The sequence below is a fragment of the Microbispora sp. CL1-1 genome, assembly GCF_012034195.1.
Taxonomy (GTDB): Bacteria; Actinomycetota; Actinomycetes; order Streptosporangiales; family Streptosporangiaceae; genus Microbispora.
Genome location: NZ_JAATEK010000007.1, coordinates 1 through 18,827 on the forward strand (window position 1 = coordinate 1; position 18,827 = coordinate 18,827).

Below are 18,827 nucleotides of genomic sequence, written 5' to 3' on the forward strand. Positions count from 1 at the left end.
AAAGCCGTCCGAGAACGCGAGAGGCAACCCGTCGGCCGACACCACCACGGTGTGCGCCACACCCGGCACGTTGTTCACGAAGTCCGTGATCAACCAGTTGATGCCGCGCGCGGCCTGGCTCATTTCCCTCATCAGTCCTCCTTCTCACTGTCCTGGGCATCGGGCGTGCCCAGGGGCGCCGCCCCGGGATATCCCTGGTCCTCCCCGGCCTCCCCGCGGGCGACGGCCCGGCCCTGCCGGATGCCCTGCTGGAAGCTGGAGAGTCTGCTGCGCACCCGCTCGGGCGAGAGCACGGGCGGGGGCGGCGGCGGGGCGGCCGCCGCTGCCGCGGCGGGCTCCGCGGAAGGGGTGGGAGCCGTGGCCGAGCCGGGCACCAGGTTGGCCTTGGGCACCCGCTTGGGCAGGCCGGACGAGGTGACCCCGCCCAGGGCCGGCTCGCTGGCCGCCTTGGCCGCCTGCCAGCCGGCGTCCGCCGGGGACGACCAGCTCCTGGTGTCGGCGGCGGACTCGCCGTCCGAGTCGTTCTTGTCCGCCGGGAGGTCGACCTTCTTGAACCAGTCCGACTCGACCGCTGCGAAGATCGGCAGGAACTCCTCCTCCGACTCCAGCGGCGAGGTCCGCACCACCGGCAGCGGGCCGGTGTTGTCGTCGCCTTCGAACCCGCCGCGGCCGGTCCGGCCGGGCCAGCCCGCGCCGTCGTCCTGCGACGCGCCGGGCCAGGAGCCGCCGCCTCCCGGAGGGGGCAGGTGGCCGGGCCAGGGCGTGTCCACGGGGGCCTCGCCGACATGACCCCGGCTGAACGGGTTGGTGTCGAAGGGGCTGGCGTCGAACGGTCCCGAGTCGAACGTCGCCGTCTCGAACGGGTCCCGCTCCGGCGCCGTCCTCTCGACCGGCGTCTTGTCGAAGGCCGCCCGGTCGAACGGCCCCGACTCGAACGGGCTGCGGGCGAACGGGTCGGACTGCCCGCCCTGGCCGAACCCGCCGGTGTCGAAGGGGTTGCGAGCGAAGGGATCGGACGGCTCGCCCGGCCGCCCCGCACCGCCCGCCTCGAACGGGTTGCGCGCGAACGGGTCGGCGTCGGCGCCGCGGCCCGGCGGCGGCTCGAACGGGTTGCGGGCGAACGGGTCGGGGTCGAAGCCGACGGTCTCCCGCGGGAACGACTCGAAGGGCCCGCGCTCGAAGGGATCCGCGCCCGGGGCGCCGACACCGGGCGCGTCCGCGCCGAACACCGGGGTGCGCGGCGGGTTCTCGAACGGCGTCGGGCTGGCGAGGGCCGGGGCGTTGCCGAACACGGAGGCGCCGAACTGCGGCCCGGTGCCGACCGCCGGCATCGGGCTGGTCAGCTCCGGCTGCGGCATGCCCGGCACGCCGGGGAACGCCGGGCCGGCGCTGGCCAGCAGCGCCTCGGGCAGCAGCACCATGGCCGTCAGGCCGCCGGTGTCCTGCTGGCGCAGCTGCACGCGGATGCCGTGACGCAACGCCAGACGACCGACCACGAACAGGCCCATGCGGCGGGACACCGACACGTCGACGACCGGCGGGTTGGCGAGCCGGTAGTTGGTCTGGGCCAGCTCCTCGGGGGTCATGCCGATGCCCTGGTCGCTGACCGAGATGATCAGGCCGCCGCCGTCGATGCGGTTGCTCGACACCGTGACCTTGGTGTCGCGGGGCGAGAAGGAGATGGCGTTCTCCACCAGCTCGGCCACGAGGTGGACGACGTCGTTGACCGACTGGCCGACGACCGACGCTCCGGCCTGCACCTGGATGTCGACGCGTTCGTAGCCCTCCACCTCCGACAGCGAGGCGCGTACGACGTCGACGATGGGCACCGGCTGGCCCCAGCGGCGTGCGGGCTCCTGTCCGGCGAGAACCAGCAGGTTCTCACTGTTGCGGCGCATGCGGGTCGCCAGGTGGTCGAGCTTGAACAGGTTCCCGAGCCGCTGCTCGTCCTGCTCGCCCTGCTCCAGGCCGTCGATCAGGGACAGCTGGCGTTCCACCAGCGTCTGCGTACGGCGCGACAGGTTCACGAACATCGCGTTGACGTTGCTCCGCAGCCGGGCCTCGTCACCCGCCAGCCGGATCGCCTCGCGGTGGACCTCGTCGAAGGCCCGCGCGACCTCACCGATCTCGTCGCGGCCGACCACCTGGATCGGGGCGATCGGCGGGACCTCGGCGGAGTCGCCGGCCTCCCGCAGCTTCTGGACCGTGTCGGGCAGGCGGCTGCCGGCGATCTCCAGCGCCTCGGAGCGCAGCCGCCGCAGCGGGCGTACGAGCGAGCGGGCGACGCCGGTGGTGACGAGCAGAACCGCGATCAGCAGGAGGGCGACGGCGACGGCCACGATGATGGCCCGCTGCTGCTCGTCGTCCTTCAGCGTCTGGCTCCGCGCCACGATGGAGGAGGTCAGCTTGGCCTCGACGGTGCGCATCCGGTTGATGGGCTGCGACATCGCGTCGTACCAGAGGCGCGTGTCGTCGCGCACGGACAGGTCCAGGCCCTTGAGCGGGAAGCCCGCGTTGGCGCGGTCGAGCACCAGCGTGCGGATGAACTCCGCCTGGTCTACCTGGCCACCTGTGACCGTGTTGTCGTAGTCGGCGCGTTCCGCGGGGGTGGCGCTCTTGCGGAAGGCGCGCAGGTCGCTGTCCTGGGCGGACACGGCGCCGAGGAAGTTCTGCAGCTGGGCCTGCTCGAAGCGGCCGTTGGGCAGCACCGTGGTCAGCAGGCCGCGCTGGATGGAGGCGCTCTCCTTCGCGCGGGCGAGCGCGGCCAGCGTGACGGACGAGGCGGCGAGCCGGTCGTCCTGCGTGCTCTTGGCCAGCTCGTCCTGCAGGGCCAGCAGGGTCTCGATGACGAGGGTGTACTGGTCGAGCACGGCGCTCGGCTGCAGGTTCCCCTGCATGGCCTGGCTCCGCAGGACCTCCACGCCGTCGAGCTTGCCGATGATGTGGTCGATCTCGTCGGAGGCGCGGGTGCTCACCTTCGTCCTGACCTCGTTGGCCAGGTTGCGTACGGCGGTGGCCGCCTTGTTGGTGAGCAGGGTCTGCGCCTTGACCGCGGCGGTCGCCTTCGCCGGATGGCCGAGCGTCGCGTTCCAGGCGGCGCGGTCGCGTTCCGACTGCAACTCGTGGGTGAGGCCCGCGACCTTGTCGACGAGTCGCGCCAGGTCACTGATCTGCTGATACTCGGCCGCCGTGTTCACCGACGTGACCACCCGCAGACCGCCGAGCAGCAGCGCCGCCGCGGTGGGGATGAGGATCAGCGCGACAAGCCTGGAGCGCACGCGCCAGTTGCGCAGGAGAAAACGACTACCCTCGTCGGGCTCCTGCTCAGCCGGAACCCCGGTCCCGGGGCTCTCGTCGGTCCGGGGGTCTTGTGTCCTCACAGGCTTTGCAACCTCTCGCAGTATGTGCGCACAGGGGGAGTGTCTCAGCACGGATGTGGCTGGCGTGACGTGCGAGACATCCTGCAGGCGAGGGTAATTGCAGCACACCGACACCAGGGAGGCCAACCGAACACCCGTGCACAAACAGCCTAGACAGGCATGTAGATGATGTTATTTGGTTAAATATCGGGTCAGCATCAATACCGAATTCTGCCCTGCCGGGTAGTCGCGGGTCCTGGGGATGAGGCCCCCGAAGGCAAAGAATCCCGCCCCGGCGCCGTGCCCTGGCCGGACGCCGCGAGGGCGGCACCCACCGGGATGCCGCCCTCGCCGCCCCGAGCCTCGGGGCGCGGTCTTCCTGGAACACGCCGTGTTCCGTCTCAGTACTGTCTGCCGTACGCGGCCCGGACGGTGAGCACGTATTCGACCAGGCTGATGAGCGTGGACTTGACGGCCTCCCGCGAGCGCGCGTCCGTACGGACGACGGGGACGTGCGGAGGCAGCGACAGCGCCTCACGGACCTCTTCTTCCGAGTGGAGGAACTGCCCCTCCCAGCCGTTCATCGCGACCAGGAAGGGAAGCTGGGCCTCCTCGAAGTAGTCGATGGCCGGGAAGCAGTCGGCGAGCCTGCGGCTGTCGACGAGCACGACCGCGCCGATGGCGCCACGGACGAGGTCGTCCCACATGAACCAGAAGCGGTGCTGGCCCGGCGTGCCGAACAGATAGAGGATGAGGTCCTGGTCGAGCGAGAGCCGGCCGAAGTCCATGGCGACCGTGGTGGTCGTCTTGTTCGGCGTGAGCCCGAGGTCGTCGATGCCCGCACTGGCGTCGGTCATCACGGCCTCGGTCGTCAGCGGCAGGATCTCGGAGACGGCACCGACGAAGGTCGTCTTCCCGACGCCGAACCCACCCGCCACGACGATCTTCGTCGAGGTAAGACCACGGCTAGAGCCTGCGTAGTCCACTGAGCACCCTTTCGAGCAGGTTGAGGTCTGGCTGTCCCTGGTTCAGCTGCGGCATGTGCAGGCGGACCAGACCCTCGTCGGCCATGTCGGCGATGAGCACGCGGGCCACGCCGAGCGGGACCCGGAGCAGTGCCGAGATCTCCGCGACCGATCGTACGGAACGACATAGCATCATGATCGATTCCTGCTCTGGGCTGAGCAGAGAATAATCGTTGCTCTTCAAGGTCACCGATGATACGAGGGTTTCCATCGCCATGTGGTAACGCGGCTCGGATCGGCCACCGGTGACGGCGTACGGACGGAACAGGGGCTCGTCCTCTGTCCCGTCACGATCACGCACGGCCCTCTCCTCTTGTCATCGCCGCGACGTCTGCAGCTCGGCGCGCAGCGCCGGAGTGAGCACCTGACCTGCTCGTTCGACGAGCAGGGTCATCTGGTAGGCCACCAGGCCCATGTCGCAGTCCGGTGCGGCGAGCACCGCGAGGCAGGAGCCGTCGCTGATCGCCATCACGAGCAGCAGTCCCCGCTGCATCTCGACGACGGTCTGCGTCACCGCGCCTCCCTCGAACACCCGCGAGGCGCCGACGGTGAGGCTGAGCAGGCCGGCGGCGACGGCCGCGAGCTGGTCGGCGCGGTCAGGCGGAAAGCCGTCCGATTGGGCCAGCCGCAGGCCGTCCGACGACACCACCACCGCATGCGCCACGCCAGGCGTGCTGCCGACGAACTCGGTGATCAGCCAGTCGAACCTGCGTGCTTCCACGCTCAGCTCAGTCACGAGCCCTCCTCCTCTTTACCCGACCCTTCGGCGAGCCCTCCGGCCGTCTCGGCCCGGCCTCGCCTCACACCCTGCTGGAAGCTGGACAGGCGGCTGCGCACCGCGTCGGCCGAGACCGGGGGGCGCGGGGCCGCGGCGGCGGGGCCGTCCGCGCCCACCGAACCCGGCACCAGGTTGGCCTTCGGCGTGCGCTTCGGCAAGCCCGCCGCGGTCACGCCGCCCAGCAGGGGGTCACGGGCGCTGGCCGCGGCCTGGAAGCCGCTGTCGGCCCGCGACCGCCACGCACCGGGGTTCCCGCCCTGCGCCTGCGGGGCGGCGGCGGGCCTCGGGGCGGGGCCGGAACCAGGCACCCTCGCGATCTCCCCGGTGGTCTCTCCGGGCTTCTCCCCGGCGTTCTCCGCGTCCGCCCCGGTCCGCGCCGCCGGCGCGGCCTGCGGGCCGGTGTCGGAGGGACGACGGAACCACGCCGACTCGACCGAGGCGAAGATCGGCAGGAACTCCTCACCCTGCTCCAGCGGCGACTCCTCCACCGACGGCAGCGACCCCGTGGCCGCCGCGGCGTCCTCGGCCGTTCCCGCGGACGACGCCGCACCGGGGAAGGCGTTCGGCCCGGTGCTGGACGGCGAGAAGGCGTTCGGCCCGGTGCTCGACGGCGAGAACGCGTTCGGGCCCGTGCTCGACGGGGAGCCCGGCTGAGGGAACCCCGTCGGCCCCGTGCTGGACGGCGAGAACGCGTTCGGCCCGGTGCTCGACGGCGAGAAGGCCGTGGGGCCCCTGGACGCGCCCCGCTGCGGCAGCGCGTTCGGCCCGGTGGGCAGCGACGGCCACGAGTGCTCCGAGCGGTCGTCGCCGCCCCCGCTCGCCGCACCGCCCTGCGAGCCACTCTGCGATCCGCTCACGGAGCCGCTCAGGGGGCCGCTCAGGGGGCCGCTCACGGAGCCGCCGGGGGATCCGCTCTGCGGTCCGCTTTCGGGGAACGACGACGGCCACGACGACCCGGGCTGCTCGCCGAACGCCGGACGGGGTATGTCGCCCTCCGGCGCCCTTCCGGCCCGGCCCGGCATCGAATGCGGCCCCGAGTGCTCGCCGAACGAGCTCTCCCCGTAGGCGCTGTCCCGGTAGGCGCTGTCCCCGTAGGCGCTCTCTGCGGGCGCGTCCAGCGTCGGCGCGCCGAACGCGGCGAACCCGCCCGTGCCGTTGCCGCCGGCTCCGCTCAGCCCGTTCCCGCCGGGACCGTTCCCGGCGGCGGCCGAGGGCCTGCGGGCTCCGACGCCGCCCGCCGCGCCGTTGCCCGGGCTCCAGGGTTCGAACGAACCGGCCCCCGGCGCGGCCGGGCCCAGCGGGTCCGGCTCGGCGAACGCCTGCCGCGCCGGCAGTCCGGACGCCGTCTGCCCGGCGGGTACGGAGGGACGCGGCACCACCGGCTGGTCGGCGTTGGAGATGAGCTGGGAGGGGAACAGCACCATCGCGATGACGCCAGCGCCGTCGCCCCGGCGCAGCTGCACGCGGATGCCGTGCCGCAGCGCGAGGCGGCCGACCACGAACAGGCCCATCCGCCGGGACACCGAGACGTCGATCGTGGGCGGCTCGGCCAGGCGGCGGTTGATCTCGGCGAGTTCTTCCGGCGACATGCCGATGCCCGCGTCGGTGACGCCGAGCATCACGGCGCCGCCCTCGACAGGGCTGGTGGAGACGACCACCTTGGTGTTGCGCGGCGAGAAGGCGATGGCGTTCTCGACCAGCTCCGCGAGCAGGTGGACGACATCGTTCGCGGCGTGCCCGGCGATCGCGATCGTCCGGGGGACCCGCACGACGACCCGCTCGTAGTCCTCGACCTCCGACAGCGAGGCGCGCACCACGTCGACCAGCCGGGCGGGCTGGCTCCGCTTGCGCGGCGGCTCGTGACCGGCGAGGACCAGGAGGTTCTCACTGTTGCGGCGCATGCGCGTGGCCAGGTGGTCCAGCTTGAAGAGGTCGGCCAGACGCCGGCCGTCCTCCTCGCCCCGCTCCAGGCCGTCGATCAGCGAGATCTGCCGCTCCACCAGCGTCTGCGTACGGCGGGAGAGGTTGACGAACATCGCGTTGACGTTGGCGCGCAGGCGGGACTCCTCGGCGGCCAGGCGCACGGCCTGCGTGTGGACCTCGTCGAACGCCTGCGCCACCTCGCCGATCTCGTCGCTGCTGTCGACCGGGATCGGCTGCACGTGGGCCTCGCGCTCGGGGTCCTCGGACTCGCGCATCTGGCGGACGATGCCCGGCAGCCTCCGCCCCGCGATGTCGAGCGCCTCCGCCCGCAGGCGGCGCAGCGGCAGCACCATCGACCGCGCGATGAGCACGGTCGTGACGAGCACGAGCACGAGGAGCGCGAGGATCAGGCCACCGGCGATGAGGGCGTTGCGCTGCTCGACCGACTGCAGGTCGCGGGCGCGGCTCTGCACCAGGTCCGACACGCGGCCCTCGACGGCCGCCATCTGCTCGATCGCCTTCGTACTGTCCTGGAACCACGTCTGGGCCGTCCTGTCCCTGCTCCGATAGCGGCTGAGGGACTGGTTCTGCAGGCCGAGCGTGAGCGCCCACGACTTGGTCAGCTCGCTGTTGACCACGTCCTTGTCGCCGAGAAGGGTGACCAGGCGGCTCGCCTCGGCCGCCGGGGCCTCGGTGTAGAACGTCGCCAGGGCGCTCTGCTGACGCGACTGGGAGGCCAGGAAGTCCTCCAGCTCGAACGTGGTGAAGACCTGGTTGCGCTCCAGCAGCTCACGGGTGAGGATGGCCCGCTGCAGCGCGGCCTCCTCCTTGGCGTGGGCCAGGGCGCTGAGGGCGCGGAGGTTGCCCAGGATCGCGGCGTTGTCGTCGTTGTTGCCCAGTTCGTCGTGCAGGCGCAGGACGTTGGCGATCACGGCGCTGAAGTCCTCCGGCGCGCCGTTCTTGCGGATGCCCGCGAGGCTCGAGAGGCGGCTCTCGAGCTGCTGGGCCTGCTCCACCGCACGGGTGCCGTATTCCTCGTCGATGTTCTTGAGGTCGGCCTTCACCTGGGCGATGAGCGGGTCGACCGCCGCGCGCTGCTGGGCGCGGGTCACGACGGTCTCCCCGTCGACGTTGAACTTGCGGCTGGTGTTGCCGCCCCAGACGAACAGGTCGCGCTCGAGAGCCAGCTGCTCGGCCAGATCCCGCAGGTGCACCGAGTATTCCGCCGCCGACCTGGTCCGCTGGTAGGCCGTCAGGCTGTCGATCGAACCCACGACGCGGACACCGGCGAGGAGCACGGCCACGAGCGTCGGGGCGAGGATCAGCGCGGTCAGACGTGTCGGCACTCTCCAGTTGCGCGGCGAGAGACGACTCCGTCGCCTGCGGTTATCGGTATTCGACTGCTCCATGCTCACCGGCCCCGCCATCGTTCGGCCTGCCTTCACGCGTCTGGACAGCATGAAGTGACACAGCTGTATAAGCGGGGACAATTCGACCACAAGGTCACGACGGGGAGCGGCCCTACCCCTACCGCAGCACCCCAATTGTTACCAAGAGGTGAGGATCGTTACTTACGTCATCTGAGTGCCGCAAGCACGTGCTCTCGCACCTGGATCCGCTGTTGCTCATCGAGAATGGGACGACCCATTCGATCCGCCACATAGAAGACATCCACCGCTTCTGCGCCCAGAGTCTCCACACGCGCGGCGCGTACGTCAAGGCCGCAGTCGCCGAAAGCACGGCCGATCCGCCACAGCAGCCCGGGTCTGTCGTGCGCCCGCACCTCCACCACGCTGGCCGTGAGCGACGCGTCGTCCACCAGGGTGACCCGGGGCGGCGCGACCGGCACTCGCGACGGGCGCATCGACCTCGCCCGCCGGGCCAGGCGCTGCTCGATGTCGAGCCGGCCGGCCAGCACGAGGCGCAGGTCGGCCTCCAGCGTCGCCGGGTCGGGCGGCGTGCCGTACTCGGGGACGACGACGAACTCGATGACCGCCGTCGACCCGGCCGACGCGGCGGAGGCGGAGCGGACCGCCATGCGGTGCGCCGCGAGCACCCCGGCCGCCCGCCACAGCAGGCCCGGCCGGTCGGGCGCGACCACGGTGACCGCGCTCCCGTTCACCCGCACCGCGCCGCCGCCGTGCCGGGCGAGCGCCGCCTGTTCGGGGGAGAGCACGGGCGCGGGCATCGGCGGCGTGCCGGACAGCACCGACCGCACCCGCCGGACCAGGTCGGAGACCAGGGACGCCTTCCAGGAGTTCCATGCGGCCGGGCCGGTGGCGTTGCCATCGGCCACCGCCAGCGCGGCCAGCAGTTCGAGCACCTCCCGGGACCCGACGGCCTCCGCGACCCTGGAGATGGTGACCGGGTCGTCCAGGTCGCGCCGGGTGGCGGTCTCCGGCAGCAGCAGGTGATGACGCACCACGGTGGCGAGGATGTCCACGTCCGCCGGCGGCAGGCCCATGCGGGTGCCGATGTCCCTGGCGACGATCTCACCTGTGGTGGAGTGATCGCCCGGCCAGCCCTTGCCGACGTCGTGCAGGAGCGCCGAGATCAGCAGCAGGTCGGGACGGGACACCTCGCGGGTGAAGGCCGCGGCCCCGGCCGCGGTCTCGATGAGGTGCCGGTCCACGGTGTAGCGGTGGACCGGGTTGCGCTGGGGGCGGTGCCGCACCCGCTCCCAGTCGGGGATGAGCTTCACGAGCACACCGGCCTGGTCGAGCTCCTCCCAGACCGGCACGGCCGCGCGCCCCGCGCCGAGCAGGGCGACCAGCGCGCCGCGCGCCTCCGGAGGCCACGGCACGGGCAAGGGCGGCGACTGCGCGGCGAGCGCGCTCACCGTCGCGGGCGCGAGCGGCAGCCCGGCCTCGGCGGCGGCCGCGGCGGCGCGCAGCACGAGCGTGGGGTCGGTGCGCGGGTTGACACCGCGGGCCAGCACGACCTCGCCGCCGTGCTCCACCACGCCGTCGGCGAGCGGCCTGCGGCCCCGCGGCGCGGGACCGGTGAGCAGCCGGTCGACCGTCCGCCAGGTGGCGTCGAACGCGTGGGAGATGGTGCGCCCCGCCTCGGCCAGGCGGCGCATCAGCGCCTCGGCGTCCAGCAGGCCCAGTGTGCCCGCGACCGCGTCCTGTTCCTGGAGCACCAGGCGGTCGGTGCCGCGCGCGGTGACCAGGTGCAGCCCGTGCCTGATATCCAGCAGCAGCTCGTACGCCTCCCGGACCCGCGGGCCGGGGGCCGAGGCGACCCAGGCGGCGGCCACGGCCTGCATCGCCTGCACGTCGCGTAGCCCGCCCCTGGAGTCCTTGAGATCGGGTTCGAGCAGGAAGGCCAGCTCACCGCCGACCTCGGCGCGCTTGTCGGCCGAGGAGCGCAGCTCGGCGAGCCTGCGCCGGGAGTCGGCCCGCCACTCGGCGAGCACGGCCTCCCGTACGGCCCTGGTCAGCTCTGGGTCCCCCACGACGTGGCGCGCCTGGATCAGGCCCAGCACGGCCTTGAGGTCCTCCCTGGCGACCTTCACCGCCTCGTCCACCGTACGGACCGAGTGGTCGAGGCCGATTCCGGAGTCCCAGATGGGATACCAGATGCGGTCGGCGATCTTCGCCACATCGTCGCGGCCGTCGTGCAGCAGGACCAGGTCGAGGTCGCTGCCCGGGGCGAGCTCGCCCCGCCCCAGGCTGCCGACCGCGACGAGGGCGACCCCGCTGATCCCGTTGGGAGCGGCCCCGCTGTGTCCGATTCCAGTGGGGCCGATCCCGTGGGAGGCGGCGGGGCCACGCTCGTCGGGGAAGCCGCCCTTCCCTCCCGATCCGCCCTCCCGCGCGTACGGCCGTGTCGCCGCCGTGCGGAACAGATCGGTGAGCCATCTGTCGATGTCCGCGGCCCTGTCCTTGCGGACCGCGGCGAACGAGCGCGCCTCCCCTCTCATCATCCGGTTACAGCGCCTCCGGCCCGCGCTCCCCGGTGCGGACCCGGACGACGGTGTCCACGGGGACCGACCAGACCTTGCCGTCGCCGATCTTGCCGGTCTGGGCCGCCTTGACGATGACGTCGATGACGTCCTCGGCGTCGTCCTCCTCGGCGAGGACCTCGACCCGGACCTTGGGCACCAGGTCGACCTGGTACTCGGCGCCGCGGTAGACCTCGGTGTGGCCGCGCTGACGGCCGTAGCCGCTGGCCTCCGAGACGGTCATTCCCTTGATGCCGAACTGCTCCAGGGCGGCCTTCACGTCGTCCAGTTTGAACGGCTTGATGACTGCGGTGATGAGTTTCATGCGTCGACCTTCTTCGCAGGCGCGGGCACGGGCCCGTTGACTGAGGCCACTCCCGAGGAGTGGACGGTGCCGAGGTCGTACCCGGTCTCGGCGTGAGTCGTGATGTCGATGCCGGTGACCTCGTCCTCCTGGTTGATCCGGAAGCCCATCGTCTTGTCGATGATCTTCCCGATGACATACGCCATGATGAAGGAGTAGAGGCCGACCGCGACAGGACCGAGGGCCTGCACGCCGAGCTGCGAGATCGGGCCGCCGTAGATGAGGCCCTGGTTCTGGCCGTCCGCGAAGGGGTAGCGGGCGATGATACCGAGCGCGACCGCGCCGATCGCGCCGCCGACCAGGTGCACGCCGACCACGTCGAGCGAGTCGTCGAAGCCGAGGCGATACTTCAGGCCGACCGCGTACGCGCAGACCGCGCCGGCGACGAGGCCGAGCACGAGCGCCGCCCACGGGTCGATGAAGCCACAGGCGGGGGTGATGGCGACGAGGCCGGCGACGGCGCCGGAGGCGACGCCGAGGGTGGTGGAGTGGCCGTCGCGCAGCTTCTCCACGAGGATCCAGGCACCGGCGGCGGCGGCCGTGGCGACCTGGGTGTTCATGAAGGCGAGGCCGGCGGTGCCGTCGACGGCGAGCTCGGAGCCCGCGTTGAAGCCGAACCAGCCGAACCACAGCAGACCCACGCCGAGCAGGACCAGGGTCAGGTTGTGCGGCCGCATCGGGTCCTTGCGCCACCCGGTGCGCTTGCCGAGCACCAGCGCCAGCGCGAGGCCGGCGGCACCGGCGTTCACGTGGACGACCGTGCCTCCCGCGAAGTCCTCGATGCCGAGGTTCGCCAGCCAGCCGCCGCCCCAGACCCAGTGGGCCACGGGGAAGTAGACGATCGTCGCCCAGGCGAGGCCGAAGACGACCCACGCGCCGAACTTCGCGCGGTCGGCGATGGCGCCGCTGATGAGAGCCACGGTGATGATCGCGAAGGTGAGCTGGAAGGCCGAGAACACCAGGCTCGGCATACCGGTGCCGTCGTCCGCGGTGGGCGTGTCGATCAGGCTCTGCAGGCCAAGGGCGTCTCCCCCGCCCACGAGCTTGTTGATGAAGTTGTCACCGTCGCCGAAGGCGTCGAAGGCCAGCGAGTGGCCGTACAGGACCCAGGCGAGGGTGATGGTGATGATGCTGACGAAAGACATCATCATCATGTTCAGGACGCTCTTCGCCCTGGTCATGCCCCCGTAGAAGAACGCGAGCCCGGGCGTCATCAGCAGCACCAGAGCGGTGGCTGTGATCATCCAGGCGGTGGTGCCGGTATCGATCTTCACCGACGCGGCCCTCCTTACATTTGGCGTGTGGCCGTTATCACTCCCGCAGTGACTTCCTCCCGGGCAACCTCGGCCGGCTGGCGCACTGACGTTGGCGACAGCGTGTTCTTCCGCCGTTTCAGCCCACGACCATGTGTGTTTCACATGTGTGAAACTCGCCACCACCGTGTTTCGGGCCTGTTTCGGATGTGTCTGGAACGACAAAACGCGCACCCCCAAAGAGGGTGCGCGTCACGATGCCCTGCTCACAGCAGAGCTCTGGCCGACTCGTAGACCTTGCCCAGCGCGGTCATCAGCTTGCGGATCTCGGCCTCGGTGAGCCCGGCGGCGATCTTCTCCTCCAGGCCATGGCGCTCGGCCGCGACCGGCTCCCGGAGCGCTCGGCCCGCGTCGGTCAGCCAGAGCCTCACGAGCCTGCTGTCGCGGCCGTCGCCGCCCTCGTGCTGACCGAGAACGGCCACGAAGGCCGGACCTACACCCTCACCGGCGACGAGACGTTCACCATCGCGGGGCAGGTCGAGAGCATCGCCGCCACCATCGGCCACCGCCCCCCGGCTTCTCCGACTGGTGCGCCGGAAACGCGCACGCGCTGGGGCTCGACGGCGAAGCCTCGTAGCGGCGAGGCGGCCGGCACGCGGGGCGAACGCCCGCCCCGCGTGACGAACCGGCCGGTGTGGGGGCGCGTGTTACGCGGCGCTGGCCATCTTGCGCAGCCGCACCAGCGCGTCGCGCTCGATGCGCCGGGCGCGGTCACGGCCGATGCCGTAGCGCTCCCCCACCTCGGTGAGGGTGTGCTCGCGGCCGTCCACCAGGCCGTACCGCCAGCGCAGCATCTCGCGCATCTGGCCCTCCAGGCCGGTCAGCCACTCCTCCAGGCGCTCCTTCTCCAGCGTGGCCATGGCCTGCTGCTCGGGGTCCGCCCAGGTCTCGTCGGCGATCATGTCACCGAGCTCGGTCTCGTCCTCGTCGCCCACGCCGAGCTGGAGGGAGACCGGGTCGGAGGCCCAGCGGCGCAGCTCCTGCACCCGCTCGATCGGCAGGTCGAGCACCTCGGCGAGGTCGGCGTCGGTCGGCTCTGCGTCGAACTCCGCCAGCATGTCCCTGCGCACCCGCATGAGCCGCGTCATCTGCTCGCCCGCGTGGGTGGGCAGCCGCACCGGCCGCGCCTGCTCGTGGATCGAGCGGCCCACCGACTGCCTGATCCACCAGGTGGCGTAGGTCGAGAACTTGTATCCCCGGCGATAGTCGAACTTCTCCACCGCGCGGACCAGACCGAGGTTGCCCTCCTGCACAAGATCGATCAGCGGCATTCCCCGTCCGGAGTATTTCCTCGCGACCGCGACCACGAGGCGCAGATTGGCCTGGATGAATTCGTCCTTGGCCCGCCGTCCCGAGATCGCGATTCGCTCCAGCTCCTCGTCGGTCGCATTCGCGATCTTCGGCTCGGGCCGCCCGCTGTCGAGCAACTGCTCGGCGAACAACCCCGCCTCGATACGCTTGGCCAGCTCGACCTCCTGCTCCGCGGTCAGCAAGGGGACGCGGCCGATCTCGGCCAGATATGTCCCGAGCAGATCCCGGTCAGAGATGTGCTGTTCCTGCGTCCGATTCCCCGTCGCCATCCGATGGCACCTCGTTCCGCCGCCGCGATATGCAATATGTGAGCCGGTGAGCCGGACGTGTCCGCCCCGTTCGGCACGGTCCCCGGCTTCCTGCTTCTGACCCGGACAACGGCCGGTCCATGGCAAAGATTCCCCAAACGGATACGACCGGGGAATGGTTTCGGTTTCCTCCCTGAGGAGGATGCGCGGCCGGGAAGAAAGGCGTTTACCCAGGTTGCGCGGGTCTAAACGAGGCGGCGCCCCATTCGCCACACCTGCGCCACCAGCGGCACTCCGGGCCGGTACGCGAGGTGGACGTACGACGGCGCCTCCAGGATGACGAGGTCCGCGCGGGCGCCGACGCACAGGGTGCCCACGTCGGTGCGCCGCAGCGCCCGTGCGCCGCCACGGGTTGCCGCCCGCACGGCCTCGAGCGGCGTCATGCCCATCTCGCGTACGGCGAGAGCGACGCAGAACGGCATCGAGGTGGTGAACGAGGTGCCCGGGTTGCAGTCGGTCGCCAGGGCCACCGTGACGCCCGCGTCGAGCAGCCGCCGCGCGTCCGGGTAGGGCGACCTGGTGGAGAACTCCGCGCCCGGCAGCAGGGTGGCGACCACCCCGGAGGCGGCCAGCGCGTCCACGTCGGCGTCATCGAGATGGGTGCAGTGGTCGGCGGATGCCGCCCCCATCTCGCAGGCCAGCCGCACGCCCGGCCCCGGGCCGAGCTGGTTGGCGTGCACCCTGAGCTGCAGCCCGGCCTTGCGGCCCGCCGCGAGCACCTCCCTGCTGTGCTCCTCGCCGAACGCGCCGCGCTCGCAGAACACGTCCACCCACTTGGCGTACGGCGCGCACGCCTCCAGCATCGGGCCGGTCACGAGGCGGACGTAGTCGTCGGCGCACGCCTCCGGCGGCACGACGTGCGCCCCGAGGAACGTGGTCTCCTCGGTGAACTGGCAGGCGATCTCCAGGCTGCGGCGCTCGTCGTCCACGGTGAGGCCGTAGCCGCTCTTGATCTCGAACGTCGTCGTGCCCTGCATGGCCATCTCCGACACCAGCAGAGCGGTGGTGGACACCAGCTCGGGGATGGTGGCCCGGCGGGTGGCCTCGACGGTCGAGCGGATGCCGCCCGCGGTGTAGGGCCGTCCGGCCATCCGCGCGGCGAACTCCTCGGTGCGGTCGCCGGCGAACACCAGGTGCGCGTGGCTGTCCACGAACCCCGGGATGACCGCGCGCCCTTCCACGTCGACCTGCTCGTCGGCGGCCGGGGCGTCGGCGGACCGGCCGATCCACCGGACCACCCCGTTCTCCGCCACCAGCGCGGCGTCCTCGATCTCCTCCCGCTCGGGGTCCGCCGTGTACAGCGATCCGATCCCCGTGTAAACGACTGATGTCATGCCGCTCGGCCCCACGTTTCCTGATCCTCGCCACCCCGTGAACGGCGCAAACCTCACCGGTTGAGCGGGGCGAGCGCCTCGCCCAGCAGCGCGCCGACGTCACCGAGCACGTGCCGTCCGTCCTCCACGATCCGCCGTCCGCCCGCGACCACCGAGTAGACGTCGGCGGAGGTGGCGGCGAACACCACCGCCTCCACCGCAGTCGCCTTGGTGGCTCCGGCCGTACGGACCGAGTCGAGCCGGACGGAGACGAGGTCGGCCCAGGCCCCGGGCACCAGGCATCCGGCGTCGGGGAAACCCAGCGACGCCTGCCCGATGGCGGTCGCGGCGTTCAGGAGCTGCTCGGCGTGCCAGTGCCCGCGCTCGCCGGTGACCAGCCGCTCGTCCAGCTCCACCGCCCTGGCCTCCTCGAACAGGTCGATGACCGCCTGGCTGTCGGTGCCGAGCGTGACGGGCGATCCGGCGTCCAGCAGCCTGCGGGCGGGGCCGACGCCGTCGGCGAGGTCGCGCTCGGTGGTGGGGCACATGCACACGTGGGTGGTGGAGCCGCCGAGCAGCGCCACGTCCACGTCGGACAGGTGGGTGGCGTGCACCGCCGTCGAGCGTGGTCCGAGCGCGCCGTGCTCGTGCAGCACCTGCACGGGCGTGGCCGAGTAGAGCTCGACGCACGCCTCGTTCTCCGCCGGCTGCTCGGAGACGTGCGCGTGCAGCGGCGCGGTGTGCCGGTGGGCGAAGTCGACGACCACGGGCATCTGTTCGGGCGGCACCGCGCGCACGGAGTGGATGGCCGCGCCGATCTCGACGTCCTCCTCGCCCTCGTACACCTGGGCGAGGTCGTCGGCCCTGGCGGCCCATCGATCGGCGTCCCCGTCGCCGAAGCGCAGCTGGGTGCCGGTGAGGGCGTCGCCGATGCCGCCGGTCAGATAGCAGGTGTCGAGCAGGGTGATGCGCAGCCCGGCCCTCCTGGCCGCCTCGACCAGCGCGTGGCCCATCGCGTTCGGGTCGGCGTACGGCCGCCCCCCGGGTCCGTGGTGCAGGTAGTGGAACTCGGCCACGGTGGTGATCCCGGCGAGCGCCATCTCGGCGTACGTCGCGGTGGCCAGGTCGAGGTAGCTGTCCGGGCCGAGCGCCTCGGCGACCGCGTACATCCGCTCGCGCCAGGTCCAGAAGCTGCCGCGGCCGGTCTGGGTGTGGCCGCGCAGGGCGCGGTGGAAGGCGTGGGAATGGCAGTTGGCCAGGCCGGGCAGGGTGAGCCCGGCCAGCCGTACGGCTCCGGGTGGAGGCGCCGCCTCGGGCCTGACCTCGACGATGCGGCGGCCCTCGACGCCGACGACCACGCTCTCCACGATCTCGCCGGGCGGCAGCCACGCCATCTCGCACCAGTAGGTCACGTGCACCGGTCCTCCAGATGGGCGGCATGGCGGTGATGCCACTGTAATGAACATCCGTCCCGCGCGCCTCGCGGGGGCGTCAGCGGGTGGGTCCCCCAGCCGGCCGCACGGTGATCTCGGTGACGTGGGCGTCGGGCGTCGCCGTCACCGCGGCCAGCACGGCCCGCGCCACCGACTCCGGCTCCAGGTATCTTCCCGGCTCGTACGGCCCGCCCTCCTGGGCCCGGATGGCTCGTTGCATGTCGGTGTCCACCCGCCCGGGGAAGATCGCGGTGACCCGGACGCCGTTGGCGTGCTCCTCCTCGCGCAGCGTGTCGCCGAACGCCCGCAGGGCGAACTTGCTCGCGGCGTAGGCGCCCCAGTTGGGGTTGGCCCGCTGCCCGGCCCCCGAGTTGATCAGCACGACGTGCCCGCGTGCCGCGCGCAGCGCGGGCAGCAGCAGCCGGGTCAGCTCGGCGACCGCGATGACGTTGACCTCCATCAGCCGCCGCCACTCGCGGGCGGGGGTGTCGGCCAGGGGCCCGACACTGGCGACGCCCGCGCTGTGGACGAGCACGTCGAGCCGCTCGATCCCCTCCACGTCGGCGGGGGTGAGCTCGGTCAGCTCCACCGCCCAGGGGCGGGCGGCGGGCAGTTCCGCGCACAGCGCGTCGAGCGCCGTGCCGTCCCGGCCGCCCAGGAAGAGGTCGTAGTCGGAGGCGAGGGCACGGGCGATCGCCGCCCCCACACCCCGCGAGGCGCCGGTGATCAGAGCCGTGGGTCGCATGGACCTCACCTTAGAACGCCGCGCGGATCTTGCCGCACACCGCGTGGCGCGTTTCCGGCCGGCCGGGTGCGGCGGGCGTTTCACCGCCCCGGGCGCAGCGTCTCGGGGGTGGGGCGCTCCAGGGTCAGGGCGTAGCGGTGGTGGGGGTAGCGGTGGTCGGCCGGGCGCACCCGCACCTCGCCGGCGGAGGCCTCCAGGATCACGCAGCGATACCACTCGCCGTCTTCGAGGAACTCCCACTGCCCGGCGAGCACGTCGAGCCCGGCGCGGCGCACCTCTTCCTCCGCCCGCTCGTACGGCCCGGCCGGGCCGATGGGGTAGCCGAAGACGGTCAGCGGCTCCCACTCCCCGCCGGTCCGCCGGACGTATCCGAGCAGGGCGCCGTCGTCGTCCCTGCGGATCTCGTGCCTGTCTGTCTCGCGGTTCATGGTTGACTACCATACTCAAACTTGTATACAAATTTGAATATGTCATCGACGCGAGTGCTGATCCTGGGCGTGCTGCTCGATGGGCCGCTGCACGGCTACGAGGTGCGCAAGAAACTCGAACTGTGGGGCGCCCAGCACTGGGCCAACATCGCCTTCGGCTCGATCTACCACGCCCTCGGGAAGATGGCCCAGGAGGGCCTGCTCGAAGTGGTCGGCGACGACCGGCCCTCCGGCCGGGGGCGGACGGTCTACGGCATCACGCCCGAGGGACGGGCCGAGTTCGACCGGCGGCTCCGCGAGCACTGGTCGGAGATCATGCCGATCGTCGACCCGTTCCAGGTCGCGCTGACGTTCATGGACCGGCTGCCCAAGGCCGATCTGCCGGCGATCGTGCGGGAAAGGGCCGAGCTGCTGCGCGCGGGGTTCGCGAGCTACGAGCGGGCCCGTCACGCCAAGCGCGCGGCGGGCGCCCCGCGGCACGTGGACGAGTGCCTGGAGCTGACCGCGGCCGAATTCCGCGCCCAGCTGGAGTGGCTGGAACAGGCCGTCGAGCGCATCGAGCACGACGACCTTCCCTGACC

Annotated in this window: 16 protein-coding genes; 1 reads left to right on the forward strand and 15 read right to left on the reverse strand. The window is 71.8% G+C overall.

The features are described from left to right. The 15 genes from HCK04_RS10880 to HCK04_RS10950 form a co-directional block, all read right to left on the reverse strand. Positions 1-123 (reverse strand): roadblock/LC7 domain-containing protein (locus HCK04_RS10880; protein WP_205830124.1); only part of this gene is annotated, 123 nt, incomplete at its 3' end. Between the two features lie 8 nt (positions 124-131). Then, positions 132-3,278 (reverse strand): nitrate- and nitrite sensing domain-containing protein, encoded by a 3,147-nt coding sequence (locus HCK04_RS10885; RefSeq protein WP_168065828.1) that lies wholly within the window; start codon positions 3,276-3,278, stop codon positions 132-134. Between the two features lie 482 nt (positions 3,279-3,760). Continuing rightward, on the reverse strand, positions 3,761-4,297 hold the full coding sequence (locus HCK04_RS10890; RefSeq protein WP_260617195.1) for an ATP/GTP-binding protein: 537 nt from the start codon (positions 4,295-4,297) through the stop codon (positions 3,761-3,763). Positions 4,298-4,325: 28 nt separating this feature from the next. After that, positions 4,326-4,685, reverse strand: coding sequence for a DUF742 domain-containing protein (locus HCK04_RS10895; RefSeq protein ID WP_030510865.1), 360 nt, complete (start codon positions 4,683-4,685; stop codon positions 4,326-4,328). Positions 4,686-4,700: 15 nt separating this feature from the next. Then, positions 4,701-5,111: a roadblock/LC7 domain-containing protein gene (locus HCK04_RS10900; RefSeq protein ID WP_205830126.1), complete on the reverse strand. Its 411-nt coding sequence runs from the start codon at positions 5,109-5,111 to the stop codon at positions 4,701-4,703. Between the two features lie 5 nt (positions 5,112-5,116). Continuing rightward, a complete protein-coding gene (locus tag HCK04_RS10905) occupies positions 5,117-8,431 on the reverse strand; it encodes a nitrate- and nitrite sensing domain-containing protein (protein WP_168065830.1) in 3,315 nt (1,104 codons plus the stop codon). Between the two features lie 230 nt (positions 8,432-8,661). Next, positions 8,662-11,013: a [protein-PII] uridylyltransferase gene (locus HCK04_RS10910; protein WP_240971306.1), complete on the reverse strand. Its 2,352-nt coding sequence runs from the start codon at positions 11,011-11,013 to the stop codon at positions 8,662-8,664. A 4-nt stretch (positions 11,014-11,017) separates the two neighbouring features. After that, positions 11,018-11,356, reverse strand: a complete 339-nt coding sequence (locus tag HCK04_RS10915) for a P-II family nitrogen regulator (protein ID WP_030510869.1) — start codon at positions 11,354-11,356, stop codon at positions 11,018-11,020. Further along, complete coding sequence (locus HCK04_RS10920) at positions 11,353-12,669, reverse strand: ammonium transporter (RefSeq protein ID WP_142647066.1); 1,317 nt, start codon at positions 12,667-12,669, stop codon at positions 11,353-11,355. The genes HCK04_RS10915 and HCK04_RS10920 overlap by 4 nt, the downstream gene beginning before the upstream one ends. A 245-nt stretch (positions 12,670-12,914) precedes the next feature. Then, complete coding sequence (locus tag HCK04_RS10925; protein WP_168065832.1) at positions 12,915-13,214, reverse strand: MarR family winged helix-turn-helix transcriptional regulator; 300 nt, start codon at positions 13,212-13,214, stop codon at positions 12,915-12,917. 141 nt (positions 13,215-13,355) lie between these two features. Continuing rightward, positions 13,356-14,288, reverse strand: coding sequence for a sigma-70 family RNA polymerase sigma factor (locus tag HCK04_RS10930; protein ID WP_142647068.1), 933 nt, complete (start codon positions 14,286-14,288; stop codon positions 13,356-13,358). A gap of 224 nt (positions 14,289-14,512) precedes the next feature. Continuing rightward, complete coding sequence (hutI, locus tag HCK04_RS10935) at positions 14,513-15,661, reverse strand: imidazolonepropionase (protein ID WP_142647069.1); 1,149 nt, start codon at positions 15,659-15,661, stop codon at positions 14,513-14,515. Positions 15,662-15,714: 53 nt separating this feature from the next. Then, complete coding sequence (locus HCK04_RS10940; RefSeq protein ID WP_260617196.1) at positions 15,715-17,058, reverse strand: formimidoylglutamate deiminase; 1,344 nt, start codon at positions 17,056-17,058, stop codon at positions 15,715-15,717. 73 nt (positions 17,059-17,131) lie between these two features. After that, positions 17,132-17,818: an SDR family oxidoreductase gene (locus HCK04_RS10945; protein WP_142647071.1), complete on the reverse strand. Its 687-nt coding sequence runs from the start codon at positions 17,816-17,818 to the stop codon at positions 17,132-17,134. Positions 17,819-17,898: 80 nt separating this feature from the next. After that, positions 17,899-18,246, reverse strand: coding sequence for a hypothetical protein (locus HCK04_RS10950; RefSeq protein ID WP_142647072.1), 348 nt, complete (start codon positions 18,244-18,246; stop codon positions 17,899-17,901). A 39-nt stretch (positions 18,247-18,285) separates the two neighbouring features. Between HCK04_RS10950 and HCK04_RS10955 the strand changes: the two genes are divergently transcribed. Continuing rightward, a complete protein-coding gene (locus tag HCK04_RS10955; protein WP_142647073.1) occupies positions 18,286-18,825 on the forward strand; it encodes a PadR family transcriptional regulator in 540 nt (179 codons plus the stop codon). The last annotated feature ends 2 nt before the right edge of the window (positions 18,826-18,827 follow it).

Bases quoted from the DNA above. Each gene is read 5' to 3' on its own strand.
- HCK04_RS10910 (WP_240971306.1), bottom strand. From the start codon at position 11,013: ATGATGAGAGGGGAGGCGCGCTCGTTCGCCGCGGTCCGCAAGGACAGG.
- HCK04_RS10915 (WP_030510869.1), bottom strand. From the start codon at position 11,356: ATGAAACTCATCACCGCAGTCATCAAGCCGTTCAAACTGGACGACGTG.
- HCK04_RS10930 (WP_142647068.1), bottom strand. From the start codon at position 14,288: ATGGCGACGGGGAATCGGACGCAGGAACAGCACATCTCTGACCGGGAT.
- hutI (WP_142647069.1), bottom strand. From the start codon at position 15,661: ATGACATCAGTCGTTTACACGGGGATCGGATCGCTGTACACGGCGGAC.
- HCK04_RS10945 (WP_142647071.1), bottom strand. From the start codon at position 17,818: ATGCGACCCACGGCTCTGATCACCGGCGCCTCGCGGGGTGTGGGGGCG.
- HCK04_RS10950 (WP_142647072.1), bottom strand. From the start codon at position 18,246: ATGAACCGCGAGACAGACAGGCACGAGATCCGCAGGGACGACGACGGC.
- HCK04_RS10955 (WP_142647073.1), top strand. From the start codon at position 18,286: ATGTCATCGACGCGAGTGCTGATCCTGGGCGTGCTGCTCGATGGGCCG.